Source organism: Rhizobium sp. 01N447_2, from assembly GCF_056399245.1.
This window is the reverse complement of record NZ_JBFTQY010000020.1, coordinates 38037-59115: the sequence shown is the minus strand read 5'-3', so window position 1 is coordinate 59115 and position 21079 is coordinate 38037. Positions and strand designations below refer to the sequence as shown.

15 protein-coding genes are annotated in these 21079 nt (G+C 61.4%); 10 read left to right on the top strand and 5 right to left on the bottom strand.

Translation table 11 applies throughout. The features are described from left to right. Positions 1–49 precede the first annotated feature (49 nt). The gene (locus AC1ECN_RS16725; RefSeq protein WP_130725844.1) at positions 50–1714 is read right to left on the bottom strand and encodes an electron transfer flavoprotein-ubiquinone oxidoreductase; all 1665 of its coding nucleotides are present in this window, start codon (positions 1712–1714) and stop codon (positions 50–52) included. 252 nt (positions 1715–1966) lie between these two features. On the opposite strand from AC1ECN_RS16725, the gene AC1ECN_RS16720 reads away from it, so the two are divergent. Further along, the gene (locus tag AC1ECN_RS16720) at positions 1967–2755 is read left to right on the top strand and encodes an SDR family oxidoreductase (protein ID WP_130672301.1); all 789 of its coding nucleotides are present in this window, start codon (positions 1967–1969) and stop codon (positions 2753–2755) included. Between the two features lie 10 nt (positions 2756–2765). Here AC1ECN_RS16720 and AC1ECN_RS16715 read toward each other — a convergent pair whose 3' ends face one another. Continuing rightward, entirely contained in the window at positions 2766–3644 is an 879-nt protein-coding gene (locus tag AC1ECN_RS16715) for a phosphotransferase family protein (RefSeq protein ID WP_130672300.1), read from the bottom strand. 306 nt (positions 3645–3950) lie between these two features. On the opposite strand from AC1ECN_RS16715, the gene AC1ECN_RS16710 reads away from it, so the two are divergent. From AC1ECN_RS16710 to AC1ECN_RS16685, 6 genes are all read left to right on the top strand, one after another. Further along, positions 3951–5222, top strand: a complete 1272-nt coding sequence (locus AC1ECN_RS16710; RefSeq protein WP_477953581.1) for an efflux RND transporter periplasmic adaptor subunit — start codon at positions 3951–3953, stop codon at positions 5220–5222. Between the two features lie 32 nt (positions 5223–5254). After that, positions 5255–8371: an efflux RND transporter permease subunit gene (locus AC1ECN_RS16705; protein ID WP_130672298.1), complete on the top strand. Its 3117-nt coding sequence runs from the start codon at positions 5255–5257 to the stop codon at positions 8369–8371. A 228-nt stretch (positions 8372–8599) separates the two neighbouring features. Further along, the gene (locus AC1ECN_RS16700; protein WP_130672297.1) at positions 8600–9892 is read left to right on the top strand and encodes an Hsp70 family protein; all 1293 of its coding nucleotides are present in this window, start codon (positions 8600–8602) and stop codon (positions 9890–9892) included. Positions 9893–9960: 68 nt separating this feature from the next. After that, positions 9961–10863 carry a uracil-DNA glycosylase gene (locus tag AC1ECN_RS16695; protein ID WP_130672296.1) on the top strand — a complete coding sequence of 301 codons (903 nt, stop codon included), beginning with the start codon at positions 9961–9963 and terminating at the stop codon, positions 10861–10863. A gap of 131 nt (positions 10864–10994) precedes the next feature. Continuing rightward, the gene (locus AC1ECN_RS16690; RefSeq protein ID WP_003546802.1) at positions 10995–11186 is read left to right on the top strand and encodes a hypothetical protein; all 192 of its coding nucleotides are present in this window, start codon (positions 10995–10997) and stop codon (positions 11184–11186) included. A 44-nt stretch (positions 11187–11230) separates the two neighbouring features. Beyond that, entirely contained in the window at positions 11231–11389 is a 159-nt protein-coding gene (locus AC1ECN_RS16685) for a hypothetical protein (protein ID WP_165406125.1), read from the top strand. Positions 11390–11480: 91 nt separating this feature from the next. Here the strand turns inward: AC1ECN_RS16685 and AC1ECN_RS16680 are convergent, their stop codons facing one another. Both AC1ECN_RS16680 and AC1ECN_RS16675 read right to left on the bottom strand, forming a co-directional pair. Further along, the gene (locus AC1ECN_RS16680) at positions 11481–12353 is read right to left on the bottom strand and encodes a hypothetical protein (RefSeq protein WP_477953578.1); all 873 of its coding nucleotides are present in this window, start codon (positions 12351–12353) and stop codon (positions 11481–11483) included. A gap of 242 nt (positions 12354–12595) precedes the next feature. Further along, positions 12596–13534, bottom strand: a complete 939-nt coding sequence (locus AC1ECN_RS16675) for a DMT family transporter (RefSeq protein ID WP_130672295.1) — start codon at positions 13532–13534, stop codon at positions 12596–12598. Positions 13535–13881: 347 nt separating this feature from the next. Between AC1ECN_RS16675 and AC1ECN_RS16670 the strand changes: the two genes are divergently transcribed. From AC1ECN_RS16670 to AC1ECN_RS16660, 3 genes are all read left to right on the top strand, one after another. Next, entirely contained in the window at positions 13882–14988 is a 1107-nt protein-coding gene (locus tag AC1ECN_RS16670; RefSeq protein ID WP_130672293.1) for a methyl-accepting chemotaxis protein, read from the top strand. Between the two features lie 188 nt (positions 14989–15176). Continuing rightward, a complete protein-coding gene (gene pepN, locus AC1ECN_RS16665) occupies positions 15177–17825 on the top strand; it encodes an aminopeptidase N (protein ID WP_477953576.1) in 2649 nt (882 codons plus the stop codon). 193 nt (positions 17826–18018) lie between these two features. Then, complete coding sequence (locus tag AC1ECN_RS16660) at positions 18019–20328, top strand: PAS domain-containing sensor histidine kinase (RefSeq protein ID WP_130672291.1); 2310 nt, start codon at positions 18019–18021, stop codon at positions 20326–20328. 24 nt (positions 20329–20352) lie between these two features. On the opposite strand, the gene AC1ECN_RS16655 is transcribed toward AC1ECN_RS16660, so the two are convergent. After that, a complete protein-coding gene (locus tag AC1ECN_RS16655) occupies positions 20353–21003 on the bottom strand; it encodes a glutathione S-transferase family protein (RefSeq protein ID WP_075224851.1) in 651 nt (216 codons plus the stop codon). Positions 21004–21079 lie beyond the last annotated feature (76 nt).

The following is a 21079-nucleotide window of genomic DNA, read 5'->3' as shown; positions in this document are numbered from 1 at the left end:
ACGAAGTCGTCAGCGCGTGGAAATTGTCGGCCGCGACGATAAATCCGCCTCACATATTCGGGTAGACCGGCCCCTCGCCGCCCTGCGGCGGCACCCAGTTGATGTTCTGGTTGGGATCCTTGATGTCGCAGGTCTTGCAGTGCACGCAGTTCTGGGCGTTGATGACGAAGACGTCCTTGCCGTCCTTCTCAACCCATTCATAGACGCCGGCCGGACAGTAGCGCGTCGACGGGCCGGCATAGATGTCGTGTTCCGAACTCTTCTGCAGCGCCATGTCCTTGACCTGCAGATGCACCGGCTGGTCTTCCTCGTGATTGGTGTTCGACAGGAACACCGAGGACAGGCGATCGAAGGTCAAGACGCCATCGGGTTTCGGATAGGCGATCGGCTTGTGCTGCGAGGCCGGCTCCAGGCTCTGGGCATCGGTCTTGCCGTGCTTCAGCGTGCCGAAGAAGGAGAAACCGAGGAGCTGGTTCGTCCACATGTCGAGCCCGCCGAGCGCCACGCCGAGCGCGGTGCCGAACTTCGACCACAGCGGCTTGACGTTGCGCACACGCTTCAGGTCGCGGCCGATGTCGCCCTTGCGCCATTCATTCTCGATCTCGATCACGTCGTCATGGCTGCGGCCGGCGGTAATCGCCTCGGCGATCTTCTCGGCCGCCAGCATGCCCGACAGCACCGCATTGTGGCTGCCCTTGATGCGCGGCACGTTGACCAGACCGGCCGAACAGCCGATCAGCGCCCCGCCAGGGAAGGAGAGCTTCGGCACCGACTGGTATCCGCCCTCGGTGATGGCACGCGCCCCATAGGACAGCCGCTTGCCGCCCTCGAAGGTGGTGCGGATCGCCGGATGGGTCTTGAAGCGCTGGAATTCCTCGAAGGGATAGAGATAGGGGTTCTTGTAATTGAGRTGGACGACGAAGCCGACGGCCACCAGATTGTCTTCCAGGTGATAGAGGAAGGAGCCGCCGCCGGTCTTCATGCCGAGCGGCCAGCCGAAGGAGTGCTGCACCAGGCCCGGCCGATGGTTCTCGGGCTTGACCTGCCAAAGCTCCTTGATGCCGATGCCGAATTTCTGCGGTTCACGGTCCTTGGAAAGATCGAACTTGGCAATCAACTGCTTGGCGAGCGAGCCGCGCACGCCCTCGCCGATCAGCACATACTTGCCGAGCAGTTCCATGCCGCGGGTATAGTTCGGGCCGGGCTCGCCGTTCTTCTCGATGCCCATGTCGCCGGTGGCGACACCGATCACCGCGCCCTCGTCGTTGTAGAGCACTTCGGTTGCAGCAAAACCCGGATAGATCTCGACGCCGAGTTCTTCGGCCTTGGTCGCCAGCCAGCGACAGACGAGCCCAAGCGAGACGATGTAGTTGCCGTGATTATTCATCAGGGGCGGCATCAGCACGTTCGGCAGGCGAACAGAGCCAGCCGGACCGAGCAGCAGGAAGTGATCGGCGGTGACCTTGGTCTTGAACGGGTGATCGGCCTCGTCGCGCCAGCCGGGCAGCAGCCGATCGATGCCGATCGGATCGACGACGGCGCCAGAGAGGATATGCGCGCCGACTTCCGCGCCCTTCTCCAGCACGACAACCGACAGTTCCGGATTGACCTGCTTCAACCGGATCGCCGCCGCAAGACCGGCAGGACCGGCGCCGACGATCACAACGTCGAATTCCATGCTCTCGCGTTCTGGCAGCTCAGTCGTCTCGGTCATTCACTCGTCTCCGCTTGGCGGCACGCGGCCGTCATCCCGTCATGGCACTTTCTTGTCAAAACGAGAAAGCATTGTCGAGCCGGGATACGACAGCCAATCTTCCAATTCGCACAATGATGACGTCTCGCGAGACAGAATTACATAACCCTTACGTCAACGTCAATTATCAAACGCTGCCGAAACCGGTTACTTGCCCTTTCCTTTTCCGCCGCTTGCGCCTTATACATCGCTCGAAGCTATCGGAGGACAATCATGGATCTCGGCATCAAGGGCAAACGGGCACTCGTCCTCGCCTCCTCGCGCGGCCTCGGCCTCGGCATCGCCGTGGCGCTGGCGCGGGAGGGCGCAAACGTGCTGCTCTGCGGGCGCAGCGGCGAACAGCTGGAGGCCAATTGCAAGGCGATCAATGGTGAAGGCAACGGCCGGGCCGACTGGATCTGGGCCGATCTCGGGGACGAACGCTTCGTCGAGATGACGACGACGGCGGTGAAGGAGAGGTTCGGCGGGCTCGATATCCTCGTCAACAATACCGGCGGACCAACGCCCGGCACGACTGAGGACATGACGGGCGAAAAGCTCGAAAGCTATTTCCTCTCCATGGTCGCGCGGGTGATCACGCTCACCAATGCGCTGCTGCCCGGCATGAAGGCGCAGGGCTGGGGCCGCATCCTCACGGTTGCCTCATCCGGCGTGATCGAACCAATCGCCAACCTGGCGCTGTCGAATACGCTGCGCCCGGCCCTTGCCGGCTGGAGCAAGACGCTTGCCTCCGAAGTGGCGGGCTTCGGCGTCACCACCAACCTGCTCTTGCCCGGCAGCATCCTGACGGCGCGGCTCGACGATCTCGACGGAGCTGCGGCAAAGCGGACCGGCAAGAGCCTCGAGGAGATCCGTACCGACAAGCAGGCGCGCATTCCGGTCGGCCGCTACGGCAAGGTCGAGGAATTTGCCGCAACGGCTGCCTTCCTGTGCAGCCAGCCGGCAAGCTATATCACCGGCTCGCTCATCCGCTGCGACGGCGGCGCGGCGCGGTCCGTCTGACCATTCCCTCTCAGCCGACGTGGGCCGTCGTCGCCCATGTCGCCACACTTCGGATCATCTGTTCGACGTTCGCCGGATCGTCCGCAAGTTCGGCGAGCTCGGACAGACGATGGAATCCGGTCATGATCGCAATGCGCCACCGGTCGAGCCTGCGTCCAGTCAGCATTTCATATGCGGATACGATGCGGGCGGTCAGATCGGGCGAGATGAAATTCGAGTAGATGAATTCCTGGTGCAGCGGGCCAAAGCCTGAATCGGCGAAATCATAAATGCCGTTCAGCCTCCTTTGCGCATGATCGAAGGCCATGTTCCAACCATGACCGTCGAAGAAGCCGTAGATGTTGCCGTAAGGGTCGGGCGGCAAGGCTTCGAAATCCGAAATAATGGCCTGCGCAAAGCTCTTGATCTCAGGCGGCAGCAGCGGCAAAGCCTTTATTCGCACCGTCTCGGGCGATTGCCATGGCTGGATCGTTCCTGCACCGGCCGACCGTATGCGATCGACATCGAGCACATGCAACTCGGCGTAAAAACGCGCGAGATCTTCCGCGAGGCGCTGACGATCGCGTTCGCCAAGCGCATCGTAATCTTCGGCAATGAGATGTTCGCCCTCGAGCTTGGCATGGCTGGAGAAGATCGGCGGCCCGTCGTGAATGCGCATGTCGGGAACCGCCATCGACAGCGACGGTCGAACAATGTCGAGCAAGGCGGCTTCTTTCACAAGCGCTCTTTCCGCGCCGAGATTGCGGGGAAATTTGAAGATCAGCGTGTCATCGACGTCGACGGCAAGCGAATCCCAGCCCCTCGCCGCCAGCTTGAAGACGGAGGCCGTCAGTTCAGGAAACACGCCTGTTATGAGAGAGCGAAATTCGCTGGTGTCCAACTCGGTCATGACGACCTGCCTTCTTGGTTTTTCCGTGTTCTTCGCGGGGCCCAAATGACCGCGCACGGATCGACATCCTCTTGTCGCGAGCCGCCTGCCCCTCCGCCGTCAAACGGCATCGGGTTACACTGGGACTATATTAGTATAGTTTGAATATTACGGAATATTCATTACAAAAATTTAAGCCGTTATAACCACTTAGTGATCGCACCCCGGGAATTATGTCTTTTTTGCGCCGCAATATCAGTCGCTCAATCGGGGCATAATATTCGCAACCTTGCTCCCCGCAACCTTGCCCAAAGACCGGTCTCGCCCATGAAGAAATTTTGGATCACCGTCAGCGTTATCGCAGTTGCCGCCGTCGGCGTCTGGCAATTCGGGAATCTGGTCCCTTATGCCTCCCGCATTCCCTACCTCTCGCAGTTCATCAAGCAGCCGGAAGCCGGCAATGGCGGCGGGCAGCAGGCGCAGGCCGATCAAGGCCAGGCCAATCAGGCGCAGGATGGTGGGCAGCATCAGGGCGGCGGGCGCAGACGCGGCGGCGGCCCAACCGTCGTCAAGACTGTTGCAGCCGTGAAAACGACGCTGCCGATGGATGTGACGGCGACCGGCTGGGCCGATGCCGATGACAACACGACCATTGCCGCGCAGGAACAGGGTCTGATCGTCAGCATCGATGCCGAGGATGGGGCGACGGTCAAAGCCGGCGACCTGATCGCCAAGCTGGACGACCGTACGGCCAAGGCGACCGTCGACAAGGACAACGCGATGATCGTGCGCGACACGGCAACGCTTTCGGAGGCCGAAACCGCACTGACCCGCGCGCAGGACCTCTTCGACCAGAAGGCCGGCACCCAGCAGACCCTCGACCAGGCGGTCGCCGCTCGCGATACCGCTGCAGCCACTGTTGACGCCGACAAGGCGTCGCTGGCCTCCGATCAGATCTTGCTCGAGCACACCGACATCCGCGCTCCCTTCGACGGCCGGCTCGGCGACATTGTTGTCAGCAAGGGTGCCTTCCTCAATGCCGGCTCTGCAATCGTCACCATCGCGAAATACGATCCGATCTATGTCAAATTTCACCTGCAGGAACGCTACCTGCGGGAGCTGAAGAGCGCTCTGGCAAGCGGTCCGGTCGAAGTCAGCACCGCTCCCAGTTCCACCAAGGGGCAGGTCAGGAAGGGCGAAATCAGCTTCTACGACAACACGGTCGACACCGCCTCGGGCACGATCCTTGCCAAGGCGAAATTCGAGAATGCCTCCGGTGCGCTCTGGCCCGGCCAGTCGGTCAACATCGTCGTGCATTTCAACAATGACGAACAGCAGGTGGTGGTGCCGACGGTTGCCGTCAGTCCCGGCCCGGAGGGTTTCTTCGCCTTCGTCGCCAAAGACGGCAAATCGCATCTGACGGCCGTCACCATTGCCCGCGCAAATGGCGGCTTCACCGCCATAGAATCGGGTCTTCAGGCAGGCGATCACGTCGTCGTCGAGGGCCAGGGCCAGCTCAGCGACCAGCAGGCGATCAACGAGCAGTTCGACGAAAAGGCGCTTGATGTCGCCTCCGCCGAAGAGCCTCGGCAACAGTAGCCGTCCGAGACGATCGCGGTGGGAGCTCAGCAATGATCCCCAATTTCTGTATCCAGCGCCCCGTCGCGACGACGCTGCTTGCCATCGGCGTCATTCTCGCCGGTCTTGCCGGTTATCAACTCGTACCGGTCGCGGCGTTGCCGCAGGTCGATTTTCCCACCATCAACGTTTCGGCGCAGTTAAGCGGCGCCTCGCCGCAGACGATGGCGACCTCGGTTTCGACACCGCTGATCAAGCAGTTCGAGACCATTCCCGGGATCACCGAAATCAGCGCCTCCAGCTCGCTCGGCAGCACCAGCATCGTGCTGCAGTTTGACCTCAGCCGCAATATCGATGCGGCCGCAGCCGACGTGCAGGCCGCGATTTCGCATGCCACCCGGCAACTGCCCGACAATCTGACGACGCCGCCGAGTTATCGCAAGACGAACCCCGCCGATGCGCCTGTCATGCTGCTCTCGGTGCAGAGCAACACCATGCCGCGCAGCAAGCTTGACGATATCGCCGAGAACATCATCTCGCCGTCGCTTTCGACGCTTCCCGGCGTTGCCCAGGTCAGCGTCTACGGTGCGCAGACCTATGCCGTACGGGTCGAGGTCGATCCCAACAAGCTTTTGACCCGCGGCATCGGCATCGACACCGTCAACAAGGCGCTTGCTGCCGCCAACAGCCAGCAGCCTGTGGGAACGCTGCAGAACAATTCGCAGAGCATGACCATCACGGCGAACACGCAGCGCACCAGCGCCGAGCAATTCCGTTCGCTCGTCATTGCCAATCCGAACGGCGCGCCGATCCACCTTGGCGATATTGCCGACGTACAGGACAGCGTCGAGAACCAGTATACTGGCAGCTGGTATGACGGCCAGCGCGGCATCATCCTCGCCATCCAGCGCCAGCCAGATGCCAACACGGTCGATGTCGTCGATGCGATCAACGCCAAGCTGCCGCAGCTTCACGCTGAAATCCCGCCCTCGGTCAACACGGTCGTCATGAACGACGCCGCAAAGCCGATTCGCGATGCCATCTCCGATGTGAAGTTCACGCTGCTCCTGACGATCGGCCTCGTCGTTCTCGTCATCTACCTCTTTACCGGCCATGCCACAGCAACGATCATTCCCGGGCTTGCCGTTCCGCTGTCGCTGATCTCGACCTTCGGGATGATGTATGTGCTGGGCTACAGTATCGACAACATCTCGCTGCTCGGGCTGACGCTCGCGGTGGGGCTCGTGGTGGATGACGCCATCGTCATGCTCGAGAACATCCTGCGCCATGTCGAAGAAGGCATGCCGGTGCGGGAAGCGGCGATCAAAGGTGCGGGCGAAGTCAGCTACACCATCATTTCCATGTCGGTCTCGCTGATCGCGGTCTTCATCCCGATCCTGCTGATGGGCGGCGTTGTCGGCCGTGTGTTCAACGAATTCGGCATGGTGGTTGCCATCGCCATCATCTCCTCGGCAATCGTCTCGCTGACCGTCACGCCGATGCTCGCCTCACGTCTGTCCAACCACCAGAGCCGCCCGCCGCTCATCATCCGCATCTTCGATGCCGGCTTCGAGCGGACGCTGCGCGGCTATGACAGGGCGGTCGGCTGGTGCCTTCAGCATCGCGTCATAATCCTCGGCGTTTTTCTCGGCTCGGTGGCGCTGACGATCTATTTCTTCATGGCGCTGCCGACAAGCTTCTTCCCACAGGAGGATATCGGCCGCCTGACAATCAGCACGCAAGCCCGGCAGGACATTTCCTATTCCGCGATGTCGGCGCTGCAGCAGCAGGCGGCAGCCGTCGTGAAAGCGAACCCGGCAGTCAACCATGTGATGTCGACAATCGGCGGCAACCCCAACAAGCCGCAGAACAACGGCTCGATGTTCGTCGAACTCAAGGACAAGAAACAGCGTGCGCCGCTTGACCAGACGCTGCGCGAGCTGCGCATGGCGATCAACAAGATCCCAGGCTTACAAGCCTTCGTGACACCGAACCAAAGCCTGCGCTTCGGCGGCCGCCAGACCGCCAGCCAATATCAGCTGGTCGTGCAGGCGCTGAACGTCGACCAGACCAACCTCTGGTCCGGCAAGATCCAGGCAGCGATGCGCAAGGATCGGCTGTTCACCGACGTGACGTCGGACGCCCAGAACAACGCCCTGCAGGCCAATATCGTCATCGATACCGAGCGGGCAGCCGCCTACGGGATCGACAACGACACGCTGCGCACGACGCTACAGGAATCCTTCAGCGGATATTCCGCTGCGGAAATCCAGTCGACTGGCGACAGCTACGACGTTATCGTCGAATACGACACGAGCAAGCCCTGGGATGACCAGAAGCTCTCGGAAATCCGTGTCGCATCGGCCAATGGCAGCCTGGTGCCGCTTTCGAACTTCGCGCATGTCGAGCGCACTGTCGGCCCTGTGACCATCAACCAGACGGGCCAGCTCGTCTCGACCACCGTTTCCTTCAACCTGCCGGAGGGCGTATCGCTCAGCGACGCGACGGCCAGGATCGATCAGATCAAGACGGAACTCAGCATGCCGGCCGACGTCTTCACGTCCTATGGCGGTACGGCTGAGATTTTCGAGCAGTCGCAGGGCAATACGCCTTATCTGATCCTGGCGGCGGTGCTGACCATCTATGTCGTGCTCGGCGTGCTCTATGAAAGCTTCATCCATCCGCTCACCATTCTCTCCGGTTTGCCTGCGGCGGCATTCGGTGCGCTGCTGGCGCTTGATATCATGGGTTTCGACCTGTCGATCATCGCCCTTATCGGCCTGCTGATGCTGATCGGCATCGTCAAGAAGAACGCGATCATGATGATCGACGTGGCGGTGGAGACTATGCGAACGACAGGCGAGAAGGCGACGGCGGCGATCCACGAAGCCTGCGTGCGACGCTTCCGGCCAATCATGATGACGACCTTCTGCGCCCTGCTCGGCGCCCTGCCGATCGCGCTCGGCACCGGCGCAAGCTCGGAACTGCGCCAGCCGCTCGGCATCGCCGTCGTTGGCGGCCTGATCGTTTCGCAGATGCTGACCCTCTTCATCACCCCCGTCATCTTCGTCGAGATGGACCGCTTCGGCAATTTCCTCGGCCGCCTGATCGGCCACAAGAAGGCCGAGGAGCCGGAGTTGGAAGAGGCAAGAGCAATGGCCGCCGAGTGACGGCGGCCAACGAGCCTCGGCAGTGCTGACTTGCCTTGCGACGACCTTCTTCTCCTGCCAGGGAGAAGAAGGGAAAGCAGCGTAGCTACGAGACATATAAGCTCTTCAATCCCCTTGAATGTGTCGCGCCCCTGTGGCATCACCCGCCCTCCTGAATCCGGGCGTCTCACGCCCTTTTGCGGAGCGATGCTCCGTCTCCAACAACAATCGGCATGAAGAGGTGCGGGCATGGCTCAGGCGCTGGGTTTCGACTTCGGCACGACGAATACGGTTCTCGCCATGGCGGATGGCGGGGCGACGCGCTCGATGGCGTTCACGAGCACGGAGGGTACGGCAGACAGCATGCGCACGGCGCTTTCCTTCATGAAGGATGCCCAGCTCGGCGCGTCAGCACTGAAGGTGGAGGCGGGCCATGCGGCGATCCGCCAATTCATCGACAATCCCGGCGAATGTCGCTTTCTGCAGTCGATCAAGACCTTTGCGGCGAGCGCGCTGTTCCAGGGCACGCTGATCTTTGCCAAGCGGCATAATTTCGAGGATCTGATGGAGGTCTTCGTGCGGCGCCTGCGCAACTACGCCGGCGACAACTGGCCTTCAGACGTCAGCCGCATCGTCACCGGCCGGCCGGTGCATTTTGCCGGCGCCAGCCCCGATCCGGCGCTAGCGACCGAACGCTACAATGAGGCGCTGTCGCGCTTCGGTTTTCCCGAGATCCACTATGTCTATGAGCCGGTCGCCGCGGCCTTCTACTTCGCGCAGAACCTGAAGCGGGATGCCACCGTGCTGGTAGCGGATTTCGGCGGCGGCACGACCGACTATTCGTTGATCCGCTTCGAAACCGTCGCCGGCAAGCTGACGGCAACGCCGATCGGCCATTCCGGCGTCGGCGTCGCCGGCGACCATTTCGACTACAGGATGATCGACAACATCGTCGCGCCGCTGATCGGCAAGGGTAGCCATTTCAAAAGCTTCGACAAGATTCTCGAAGTGCCGTCCAACTACTATTCCAGCTTCGGCCGCTGGAACCAGCTGTCGATCTTCAAGACGACGCGCGAATTCGAGGATCTGAAGAAGCTGGTGCGCACCAGCCTGGAGCCGGAAAAGCTCGAGATCTTCATCGACCTCATCGACCATGACGAGGGCTACCCGCTTTATCAGGCGGTGTCGGCGACGAAGATGGCGCTGTCGGCCTCGGAGGAAGCGCCTTTCGATTTCGCGCCGCTTGGTCGCGGTGGACATCGCAGCATCAAGCGGAGCGACTTCGAAGGCTGGATCGCCGAGGACCTTGCCCGCATCGAAGGCGCGCTCGACGACGTGCTCGACAAGACCGAGACGAAGCCTGCGGAGATCGACAAGGTGTTCTTGACCGGCGGCACCTCCTTCGTGCCGGCAGTGCGCCGCATCTTCACGGAACGCTTCGAGCGCGACCGGATCGAAAGCGGCGGCGAACTGTTGTCGATCGCCCATGGCCTGGCGCTGATCGGCGAACGCGACGACATCGCGCAATGGACTGTGCAATAGCGCCGACAAGGGCGGGCAATCTGCCGCCCGCCCTTTCAATGCCCCTGTCACTCCGCTAGACTTGCCGCATGATCTCCGCCAACGACCTTTCCCCCGCCGAGCTTGCAGCGCTTCTGCATTTCCATGCGGATGCCGGCGTGGAATGGCTGCTGGAGGAAGAGGCGATCGACCGCTTCGCCGAGTTCGAGGCGATGAAGGCCGCGCGCCGCCCGGCGGCGGCGCAGGCGCAGCAGCAACATCCTGCCGCTGGGGAACGCCCTGCCCCAGGTCAGGCACCGCCGCGTCCGAATGCAGCGACGCGCCCAGCGCCTGCCGAACGCGCAGCGTCCGGTCCGCAGCCGGCAATCCCGGACGGCGAGGCGGTGCAGCAGGCGCGCTTCGTCGCCGAAACCGCGCGATCGCTTGTCGAACTCAAGACCGCGATCGAAGCCTTCAACAGCTGCAACCTCAAGCACAGCGCCCGCTCGACCATCTTTGCCAGCGGCGATGCCGAAAGCGGGATCATGGTGATCGGCTCGGCGCCGAGCGCCGAAGACGATCGCGAGGGCATGCCCTTCTCGGGGAAATCCGGCCAGCTGTTCGACAAGATGCTGACGGCGATCGGGCTGAACCGCTCAGCCATTCTGCTGACGCAGGTCATCCCCTGGCGCCCGCCTGGCAATCGTGCGCCCTCGGCGGCGGAAATGGACATCTGCCGACCCTTCATCGAGCGGCAGATCGCACTTGCCGAACCGAAGGCGATCCTGCTTCTCGGCAATTTTTCGGCGCGTTTCTTCTTCGGCGAAAACGATACGATTCACGGCCTGCGTGGCCGCTGGAAGGAGATTGCCGTTGCGGACTGTGTCATTCCTGCCATAGCCAGCCTGCATCCGCAGGATCTGTTAACCGCACCTGTAAACAAGCGGCTGGCCTGGAACGACCTGCTGGCCTTTCAAGCGAAGCTTAAGTCCCTCTCTTTGCTTAGAAATTAGCCAAAGTTGAATAATTTGTGAATCAATCCATGCGTTTTTCGCATGGCTGCATCCCGCCGTGATGCATTGCGGAATCTATGCTGCATCGCAATATCAGCTGTGTCTTGGGAGGAATCACAGGAACCAAGGCCATGAACAAGCGTTTTCGTCCTATCCATAGCGGGTTTGAAACCCTTCGCCTTGCCGGCGACCAGGTTCGTTCCACTCAAGGCTACAGCCGTTTCGGCTTTGCCACGAACGAACAGATGATTGCCCGCGGCACCGGCATCAACAGCCGCACGGCGCGCCCGAACGCCATTTTTTCGGACTTCCAGCAATATTGAGCGGCAGGCGCTTCGCCTGCTCTTCCGCGTCAAGAGTACCCAACATGTCGACGATCCTGATATCGCTTCTGCGCAACATCGAAACCTTCGAGCATATCCGCGTTGCCGTCTGCGCCGCGCGGGAATATGAGCGCGAACTTTCAGTCAAGCCGGCCGATGCCAGCACGCGCATTGGCGCAGGTACAGCGGCGATCGTTCTCTAGAACATTTCCGAGTCATGGAAATGTTCTATCTCTTTGTTTTCGCGCATTCCGGAGGCAAAACCGCTGCGCACTTTTGCTGGAAGTGCTCTGGTCAGATGGCCATTTCTTCGATCTGGGCCTTTGCCCATTCGAAGGCCTCGTCGACATAGGCGAACTTGACCGCCTGCCAGGCGCAATATTCCTCGACGAAATCCCGCGATATCCAAAGATGCGTCTTGCGCGGCTCGTCATACCAGCCGACGCAGCCGCGTTGCGCCGCCTTTGCCAACAGCCGCTGCAGATGGGTGCGCGACATCATGAAATCGGCGGCGAGCGCACGGGTTTCGACGCGGCCGACGGACAATCTCCGCGGCTCGCTGCTTTCCATATCCATCCGAGCGATGAAATTGTCGACGACGAGGCCGCCGGCTTCCGTCCAGAGAAACAGCGCCACCTGTTCCGGCGGTTCGCGCCAGGCGACATCTTCGAGGCAATGGCGGGCAATGCGCGGCTGAATGAGCCGCATCAGTGATGGATTTGCCTGGAAAAAGGCCGCCCTTTGACCGCCGTCGAGCAGGTCGAGCGCACCGAGATTGGAGAAAAGCCAGGCAAACATACCCTGATGGCTGACATCGGCCGGTTCAAAATGGCGGGGCCGCCGCCGCTCGTCGCCGGGCGTGTGGGTTATGAAGCGGTAGGTATAGAGTTCCTCGATAAAGGCGAGCACGGTGTTGCGGCTCGCCACCTTGTGCGCGGTGATGCGCCCCGTCAACCGCACGGCGGTGAAACCCGACGTCGGGTCGCGCGGATCATATTCCAGGTGGAGAGCATAGGCAGTCTGGGTCAGAAGCCAGCGTTGATGAGAAGCGAGCAATCGCGCCAGCCGCGGACCGGCATCGAACATGCCGCGCATCTGCCCAGCCAAAAAGCGAATGCTCATCAGAAAGGAAGAGTTCCCCACCAATTGCTCCGCTGTGAATGCCATTATGCTTTTCTCCACCTCCGCTCGCCGGCCAGCGTTCGGAGCAACGACACCGAGAGCTCCTCCGGCATCAGCGGCCATTCAGACATGCACAGCTTGGAATAAATGATACTCTCTCATCTTCAACAACCATATTCCACAGGCCGACGGTATCCCAAGAATTCACCACTCTTTTCACTCGTTGAGAGCAAGTTTCAAGCCACCGCAATCTTCGCGTTAAAACCGATATTGCGCGCTGGCGGGCGTCAGGCTTGCGGCGTCGTGGCCTTGCGCGCCTCCCTCTGTTCGATGCCCAGCTGATGCTCGCGATAGATGATGAAGATGCCGGCGGCGACGACGATGGCGGTGCCGATCAGCATGGTCACGCTCGGCACGTCGCCGAAGACGAAGTAGGCAACGATGCCACCGAGCAGGATCGAGGTATATTCGAACGGCGCGATGGTGGAGACATCGGCATGGCGGTAACTTTCCGTCAGCAGGATCTGCGCGACGCCGCCGCAAAATCCGGCGGCGATCAGATAGAGCGCTGTCGGCCATGGCAGGACGAGCCAGCCGAAGGGAAGAGAAGCCAGCGAAAAGACCGAGGCGGTGATCGAGAAATACAGCACGATTGTCGCCGTCTTCTCCTCTTCGACGAGGCGGCGCACCTGGATCATCGCCATGCCGCCGAGAACGGCCGAGAACAGCACGCAGAGCGCGCCGACGGCCTGTTCGGCTTCCATGCCGCCGTCGCGAAACAGCGTGAGTTTCGGCCAGGAAACGATGGCGACGCCGACGATGCCGACGAGGACGGCGCTCCAGCGATAGATGCGCACGGTCTCGCCGAGGAAAACGGCAGCGAAGATGACGGCGACGAGCGGCAACGCATAGCCAAGCGCGATCGCCTCCGGCAGCGGCAGATGCAGGAGGCCGTAGAAACCGAAAGCCATCGACAAGATGCCGATCGTGCCGCGCTTGAGGTGACCGATTGGATTGGCGGTGTAGAAGGCGGCGCGCAGCTGCCTGTTATAGGCCAGATAGGCCATGATCGGGAAAAGCGCGAAGAAGGACCGGCAGAAGGTGACCTGACCCGGCGGAATGTCCGAGCCGGCCAGCTTGATGAAGGTCTGCATGGCCAGGAAGACCACGACCGACGAGACTTTCAGCGCAATGCCTCTCATCGGGTTTCTGAGAACCGAGTGCATGATCCTGGCTCTTGATACTGACTTAACCGGAACGGGGGGACGCGTTCGACTCGGGAACGCAACGGGTGACGTCTTTCATCGTAGCGAAAGAAAAAACCGATTGGCGAAAAAATCGCGAGCAAATCGGGAGAATCGCAAATCGCCTTTCAGCCGCAGGCTCAATCGTGCCGTATGTGCGCCACAGCTCCGAAATCACCCTCTTTTCAGCCATTCTCCCTAAAATGTTCACCTCTGGCTGCTCGACGTTAACCAATTGAAAACCATAGGCAAGCATCGTTTTTTATCGCTGATCTCGAAATTTTCTTCACCACACAAACAATTGCCCGCTCCTTCCAGGATCATATTTGATGAAGCCGCTTAGCGCCGAAACCATTGCCCAGTCGCAGAATGCGACACCGCGGTCCATGCGCGTCGTCACCGACGGCATCAGCACTGACCTCGAGCGCTTCAGCGCCGACAACACCCATATCGTCAAGCAGATCAAGCTGCTGGCGATCAATGCGCTGATCGAGGCGGCCAGAGCCGGCGAGACCGGAAAGGGCTTTGCCGTCGTTGCCAACGAAGTGCAGCGACTGGCGCAGATCGCAACCGACATTACCGGCAGGTTCGAGAGCAACGTGCTCGGCCGCATCGGCCTCAGCCGCGCCATGGCCGATTCGCTGGTCGAAGAGATGGAGGGCGTTCGCCTCACCGATCTGGCGCAGACGCTGGTGCAGCTCATCGTCCGCAATCTCTTCGAGCGCACGGCCGATGTGCGCTGGTGGGCGACGGACCCGTCACTCTGGCAGGCGCTGCAGAACCCGAGCCGGGAAACCGCCGCCTTTGCAGCGGAGCGTCTCGGCGCCATCAACCGCTTCTACACCGTCTATCTCGATCTCGTCATGACCGATCTGTCGGGCAAAGTGGTCGCATCCGCCAATCCCAAGTTCCAGCGCAAGATCGTAGGCACGAGCCTTGCCGGCGATCCGTGGTTCCGCGCAGCGTCGGCCTGCTCCTCCGGCGACGCTTATATCGTCGACGACGTCAAAGGGAGCCCGCTGCACGATAACAGGCATGCGCTCGTTTATGCCACAGGCATCCGCGAAGAGGGCAAGCTCGACGGGCGGCTGGTCGGCACGCTCGGCGTCTATTTCGACTGGCAGAACCAAGGCCAGGCGATCGTCGAGAAAGAGGCGAACCTGCCGCCGCAGCTGGCGGAAAGAACGACGGTCATGCTGCTCGACGGCAAGAGCCGGGTCATCGCCACCACCAATCCCGCCTTGCTCTTTTCCCATTTCGCGCTCGCCAATCCGTCCGGCCAGGCGAAAGGCAGCTACTACGACAATAACGGCTCGATCGTCGCCTTTGCGCGCACTCTTGGCTACGAGGATTACGACGGGCTCGGCTGGTACGGCGTCGTCGTGCAGCAGACCGAAAACGACGCGACGATCAAGGCTGCACTCAATCTGAAGTAGAGGACTTCCCCCGTCAGCTGCGTTCATCCGTATCCAATAAGATATTTTGCCCGCGAACTTGGTGTTCGCGGGCAATTTGCTTTAAGTTTAGTTCAGACTTTAATGTAATCATGCCCGGCAAAATTTATGGCAGAGTGCGCCCGCCTCTGTATTCCGCGGTTGTCAAATAACGGTCTTCAGGAAACACCATGCGAACAGATACCGGCCAGGTCATTCATCTGGCAGATTACCGTCCCACCGACTTCGTGCTGGAACGCGTGGACCTCACTTTTGAACTCGACCCGACGGAGACAAAGGTCGAGGCGCGCCTGATCTTTCATCGTCGCCCGGGCGCCGATCCGGCGGCGCCGATCGTTCTCGACGGCGACGAACTGACGCTGTCGGGGTTGCTGTTAGACCAGGTGGAGCTGGACCCTTCACGCTATGACGCAACCCCGGAAAGCCTGACGGTGCGCAACCTGCCGGAGAGCGCGCCCTTCGAGCTGACAATCACCACCGTCATCAACCCCGAGGCCAATACCAAGCTGATGGGCCTTTACCGCACCGGCGGCATCTACTGCACGCAGTGCGAGGCGGAGGGCTTCCGCCGCATCACCTATTTCCCGGACCGGCCCGACGTGCTTGCGCCCTTCACGGTCAACATCATCGCCGACAAGGACGCCAACCCGCTGCTTTTGTCGAACGGCAACTTCCTCGGCGGCGCCGGCTACGGCCCGGGCAAACATTTTGCAGCCTGGTTCGACCCACATCCGAAGCCGAGCTACCTGTTCGCGCTCGTCGCCGGCGATCTCGGCGTCATCGAAGACACGTTCACGACCATGTCCGGCCGCGAGGTGGTGTTGAAAATCTATGTCGAGCACGGCAAGGAACCGCGCGCAGCCTATGCCATGGACGCGCTGAAACGTTCGATGAAGTGGGACGAAGTGAGGTTCGGCCGCGAATACGATCTCGATATTTTCATGATCGTCGCCGTCTCCGACTTCAACATGGGCGCGATGGAGAACAAGGGCCTCAACGTCTTCAATGACAAATACGTCCTTGCCGATCCGGAAATCGCGACCGATGCCGACTATGCCAATATCGAGGCGATCATCGCGCATGAATATTTCCACAACTGGACCGGCAACCGCATCACCTGCCGCGACTGGTTCCAGCTGTGCCTCAAGGAAGGCCTGACGGTCTATCGCGACCATGAATTCTCTTCCGACCAGCGCTCGCGCGCCGTCAAACGCATTGCCGAAGTCCGTCACCTGAAATCGGAGCAGTTCCCGGAAGACGGCGGCCCGCTCGCCCACCCGGTGCGGCCGACGAAATATCGCGAGATCAATAATTTCTACACGACGACCGTCTACGAAAAGGGCAGCGAAGTCACGCGCATGATCGCGACGCTGCTCGGCAAGGACGGCTTCAAAAAGGGCATGGACCTCTATTTCGACCGCCATGACGGCCAAGCCGTGACGATCGAGGATTTCGTCAAATGCTTCGAGGATGCAAGCGGGCGCGATTTGACGCAATTCTCGCTCTGGTACCATCAGGCCGGCACGCCGCTCGTTACCGCATCGGGCAGCTATGATGCGGCTGCCGCGAGCTTCACCCTGTCGCTCGAACAGATGATCCCGGCAACGCCCGGCCAGCCGAGCAAGGAGCCGATGCATATTCCGCTCAGCCTCGCGCTGTTTGGCGAAAACRGCGGCAAGATCGAGCCGACCTCGGTCGACGGCGCGGAATATATCGGCGAGGTGCTGCATCTCATAGGCCGCACCCAGACGGCGACCTTCCATGGCATCGCCTCGCGACCGGTCGTTTCGATCAACCGCGGCTTCTCGGCGCCGATCAACCTGCATTTCGACCAGAGCCCGGCCGATCTCGCTCTTCTCGCCCGCCATGAGACCAATCATTTCGCCCGCTGGCAGGCGCTGACCGATCTGGCGCTGCCAAACCTCTTGAAAGCGGCACGTGACGCCCGCGAGGGCAAGCCTGTCGGCTGCGAGGCGACCTTCATCGAGACGCTGATCGCAGCCGCCGCCGGCGATGCCCTCGAGCCTGCCTTCCGTGCCCAGGCGCTGGCTCTGCCGAGCGAATCCGATATCGCCCGCGAACTTGGCGGCAACAACGATCCCGATGCCATCCATGCCGGCCGGCAGGCGATCCTGAAACAGATCGCCGATGCCGGAAAGGATGTCTTTGCCGGCCTCTACGCAGCAATGACGACATCAGGCGATTTCAGCCCGGATGCGAAGAGCGCCGGACTGCGCGCACTGCGCAATACCGCCCTCACCTACCTCTCGCATGCCGAGCAGACGCCGGCCCGCGCCAAGGCCGCCTTCGATGCGGCCAACAACATGACCGATCTCAGCCATGCGCTGACGATCCTCGCCCATCGTTTCCCCGACAGCGCGGAGACCAGCGAAGCGCTGGCAAGCTTCCGTGACCGCTTCGCGGAAAATGCGCTCGTCATCGACAAATGGTTCGCGATCCAGGCCGGTATTCCGGGCGCCAAAACCCTGGAACGGATTCGCGCCCTGATGGACAATCCGCTCTTCAAGCGGACCAATCCGAACCGGATGCGGGCACTGGTCGGCACCTTCGCCTTTGCCAATCCGACCGGCTTCGGCCGCGCCGACGGCGACGGCTATCGCTTCCTCGCCGGTCAGATTCTCGATATCGACGAGCGCAACCCGCAGCTTGCCGCCCGCATTCTCACCTCGATGCGCTCCTGGCGCTCGCTCGAACCGGCACGTGCCGAGCACGCCCGCTTGGCGCTGATCGAGATCGAGCGGGCCGCCGATCTTTCGACCGACGTGCGCGATATCGTCGAGCGCACGCTTAAAGGGTAATTTGATTCGACCGGCCGTCCCGAAAAATTCGGCGGCCGGTCGCCCAGCTCCCCCGAATCACCTGGAAAAACCCGAAATTATAAATAGTTAACGGATTTTTACCTTTGCCTCTGGACAAGGCGAATCACCCATGATTCTCTAGGTCAGGTTCGAGCGAGCGGCGCGCGAATCACATGAGGGACAAGGCGAAGAGATGATGGACGTGCGGCGGGCAACCGTGGCCGGAGGACGGCTGCGTGTCGAATTTGACGGGCTGAAAGCCTGGCGCGACAGCCTTTCGGGCCATGCGACATCGGAACCACTTCTCCGTTATCTGCCGAAGGCCGAGCTCGTCTTGAAGCGGGCCATTCCGGCACTGATCGTCGCATTCCTCTCCGTCGTCGCCGCCTCGCATTTCTTCGGCATGATGAGCGAATATGGGCGCCTGGAGGCCTCTGCGCGCCATGCCACAGCCCTTTCGGCGGCGACCGCCTCTGCGGTGTTTGCCGATGCGGCCGACATCTTCGACAGCGGCGATATCAGCGGGGCGCAGGCTCGCCTCGCCAAATTCCTGCCGCAGGACCGGCTGGACAGCGGCGCCTTCGTGCTGCTCGTGCAGGCAAGCGGCAAGGTTTTTGCGGCGACCACCGCCGGTCTTTCGCATGTGGGCACCAATGTCGGCGATTTCTTCCCCGAGGTTTCGGCGATCCGGCGTTTCGGCGATCGCGCCGGCGTCATCGAGACGACGATCGGCGGCGTACCGCATTATGCCGAGATCACGCTGATGGGCAATGCCGGCGGTTATATCGTCGCCGCCACCTCGCTCGACGAGATCGGCCGGCTCTGGCGCGAGGAACTGGCGCTCAACGTCACGCTGTTTGCCGGCATCTCCTCGATCCTGCTCGTCATCCTCTATGCCTATTACACGCAGGTGAAGCGCGCCCGCGATGCCGACGACATCTTCCTGGAGTCGAACCTGCGCGTCGAGACGGCGCTGTCGCGTGGCCGCTGCGGCCTCTGGGACTTCGATTTCGAGAACCGCGAATTCTTCTGGTCGCGCTCGATGTACGACATGCTCGGCCTGCCGGGTTCCGACAAGACGATGGGCTTCGGCGAAGCCGCCCGGCTGATGCATCCCGATGACGGCGGGCTCTACGAGATCGCCCGCGCCATCGGCAAGGGCGCTTCCGGCCAGGTCGATCAGATCTTCCGCATGCGCCATGCCGGCGGCCACTATGTCTGGATGCGGGCGCGTGCCCAGGTGATCCGCAGCAATTCCGGCCGCATGCACCTGATCGGCATCGCCATGGACGTGACCGAACAGCATCGGCTCGCCCAGCGCTACGCAGAAGCCGACCAGCGCCTGGCCGACGCGATCGAATGCACCTCGGAAGCCTTCGTGCTCTGGGACAAGAACGATCGGCTCGTCATGTGCAACACGCATTTCCAGCAGGCTTATGGCCTGCCGGACAGCGTACTCGTGCCCGGCACTGAGCGCTCGACCGTCAATGCGGCGGCGGCCCGTCCTGTCATCGAGCGGCGGATTTCCGATGCGGACGGCTCCGGCTATTCGCGTACGACGGAAGTGCAGCTTGCCGACGAGCGCTGGCTGCAGATCAACGAACGACGCACCCGCGACGGCGGCAAGGTCTCGGTGGGAACAGACATCACGTTGATGAAACGTCATCAGGAGCGGCTGCGCGAATCCGAACGCCGGCTGATGGCGACAATCGGCGATCTTTCCGCCTCGCGCCAGACGCTGGAGACCCAGAAATCCGAGCTGTCGACGGCCAACGCCAACTACCAGGCGGAGAAGGAACGCGCCGAGGCCGCCAACAAGGCGAAATCGGAGTTCCTCGCCAACATGTCGCACGAGCTGCGCACGCCGCTCAACGCCATCCTCGGCTTCTCGGAGATCCTGCAGAACCAGATGTTCGGGCCGCTCGGCTCGCTGAAATATGACGAATATGCCCGCGATATCCATGACAGCGGCAAACATCTGCTCAACGTCATCAACGATATCCTCGACATGTCGAAGATCGAGGCGGGCCATGTCAGGCTGCACTGCGAGCGCATCGACCTCGTACCGCTGATCGAGGAAAGCCTGCGCTTCACCGCCATGCCCGCAGCTGAAAAGAACATCGTCATCGAACAGCGCATCTGCTCCGGCCTGACGCTGATGGCCGACCGCCGGGCAATGAAACAGGTGCTGCTCAACCTGCTCTCCAATGCGGTGAAGTTCACCGACAATGGCGGACGCATTGCGTTGCGTACACGCCGCGTCGACGGCGCCGTCTTCGTCACCATTGCCGACACCGGCATCGGCATTCCACGCTCGGCGCTGTCGAAGATCGGCCAGCCCTTCGAGCAGGTGCAGAGCCAGTATGCCAAGAGCAAGGGGGGCTCCGGCCTCGGGCTCGCCATCTCCCGCTCACTGACCTCGCTGCATGGCGGCCGCATGAAGATCCGCTCACGCGAAGCGGTCGGCACGGTGATCTCGCTGCGCATCCCCGACGATATCTAGGCCAGGACCAGAGTCGACCTTTTTTCAGTCGGTCGACGCGGTGGTGAAAACCGCCAATTGAGCGGCGAAAGCACGCTTGTAGGCGGGCCGCGCTTCGCCGCGGGCGACATAGGCAGAGAGGTTCGAATATTCCTCCAGGATAGCAGATCCTTTCAACCTGAGCAGCACCGACACCATTAGCAGGTCACCGGCGCTGAACGCACCGTCGAGCCAGTCGGCATCGCCAAGGCGACGGGAGAGGTCGCTCAGCCGTTTCCGGATGCTGCCCTCGAGGGCAGAAAGGCGCTGGTCGTACCAAGGCTTGTCGCGCTCGAGGATCATGACGAGAGCACGGTCGAAGATCGGTGGTTCCACCGTGTTGAGCGCAGCAAACATCCATGTGAGCACGCGCGCCCGGGCATTCGCATCGTCCGGCAGCAGGCCTGCATGGCGCTCGCCGATATGGAAGACGATGGCGCCGGACTCGAATAAAGCGAGATCGCCTTCTTCATAGGTCGGGATCTGCCCGAAAGGCTGCAGCGCCAGATGCGCCGGTTCCTTCATCTCTTTGAACGAAACAAGACGAACGTCGTAAGGCTGGCCAACCTCTTCGAGCGCCCAGCGAACGCGCATGTCGCGCGCCAGACCCCTGCCGCGATCGGGCGACCGTTCAAAAGCGGTAATGGTAATCGTCATTGGTGTTCTCCATCGCTTGCCTGTCCTGAAGACGATTGGCTAAACGAGATTCCGACAGGCGATGCTCGCGATAATC

Coding starts and splice junctions, on each gene's coding strand:
- AC1ECN_RS16720 (WP_130672301.1), top strand. CDS start 1,967: ATGGATCTCGGCATCAAGGGCAAACGGGCACTCGTCCTCGCCTCCTCG.
- AC1ECN_RS16715 (WP_130672300.1), bottom strand. CDS start 3,644: ATGACCGAGTTGGACACCAGCGAATTTCGCTCTCTCATAACAGGCGTG.
- AC1ECN_RS16710 (WP_477953581.1), top strand. CDS start 3,951: ATGAAGAAATTTTGGATCACCGTCAGCGTTATCGCAGTTGCCGCCGTC.
- AC1ECN_RS16705 (WP_130672298.1), top strand. CDS start 5,255: ATGATCCCCAATTTCTGTATCCAGCGCCCCGTCGCGACGACGCTGCTT.
- AC1ECN_RS16700 (WP_130672297.1), top strand. CDS start 8,600: ATGGCTCAGGCGCTGGGTTTCGACTTCGGCACGACGAATACGGTTCTC.
- AC1ECN_RS16695 (WP_130672296.1), top strand. CDS start 9,961: ATGATCTCCGCCAACGACCTTTCCCCCGCCGAGCTTGCAGCGCTTCTG.
- AC1ECN_RS16690 (WP_003546802.1), top strand. CDS start 10,995: ATGAACAAGCGTTTTCGTCCTATCCATAGCGGGTTTGAAACCCTTCGC.
- AC1ECN_RS16685 (WP_165406125.1), top strand. CDS start 11,231: ATGTCGACGATCCTGATATCGCTTCTGCGCAACATCGAAACCTTCGAG.
- AC1ECN_RS16680 (WP_477953578.1), bottom strand. CDS start 12,353: ATGGCATTCACAGCGGAGCAATTGGTGGGGAACTCTTCCTTTCTGATG.
- AC1ECN_RS16675 (WP_130672295.1), bottom strand. CDS start 13,534: ATGCACTCGGTTCTCAGAAACCCGATGAGAGGCATTGCGCTGAAAGTC.
- AC1ECN_RS16670 (WP_130672293.1), top strand. CDS start 13,882: ATGAAGCCGCTTAGCGCCGAAACCATTGCCCAGTCGCAGAATGCGACA.
- AC1ECN_RS16660 (WP_130672291.1), top strand. CDS start 18,019: ATGATGGACGTGCGGCGGGCAACCGTGGCCGGAGGACGGCTGCGTGTC.
- AC1ECN_RS16655 (WP_075224851.1), bottom strand. CDS start 21,003: ATGACGATTACCATTACCGCTTTTGAACGGTCGCCCGATCGCGGCAGG.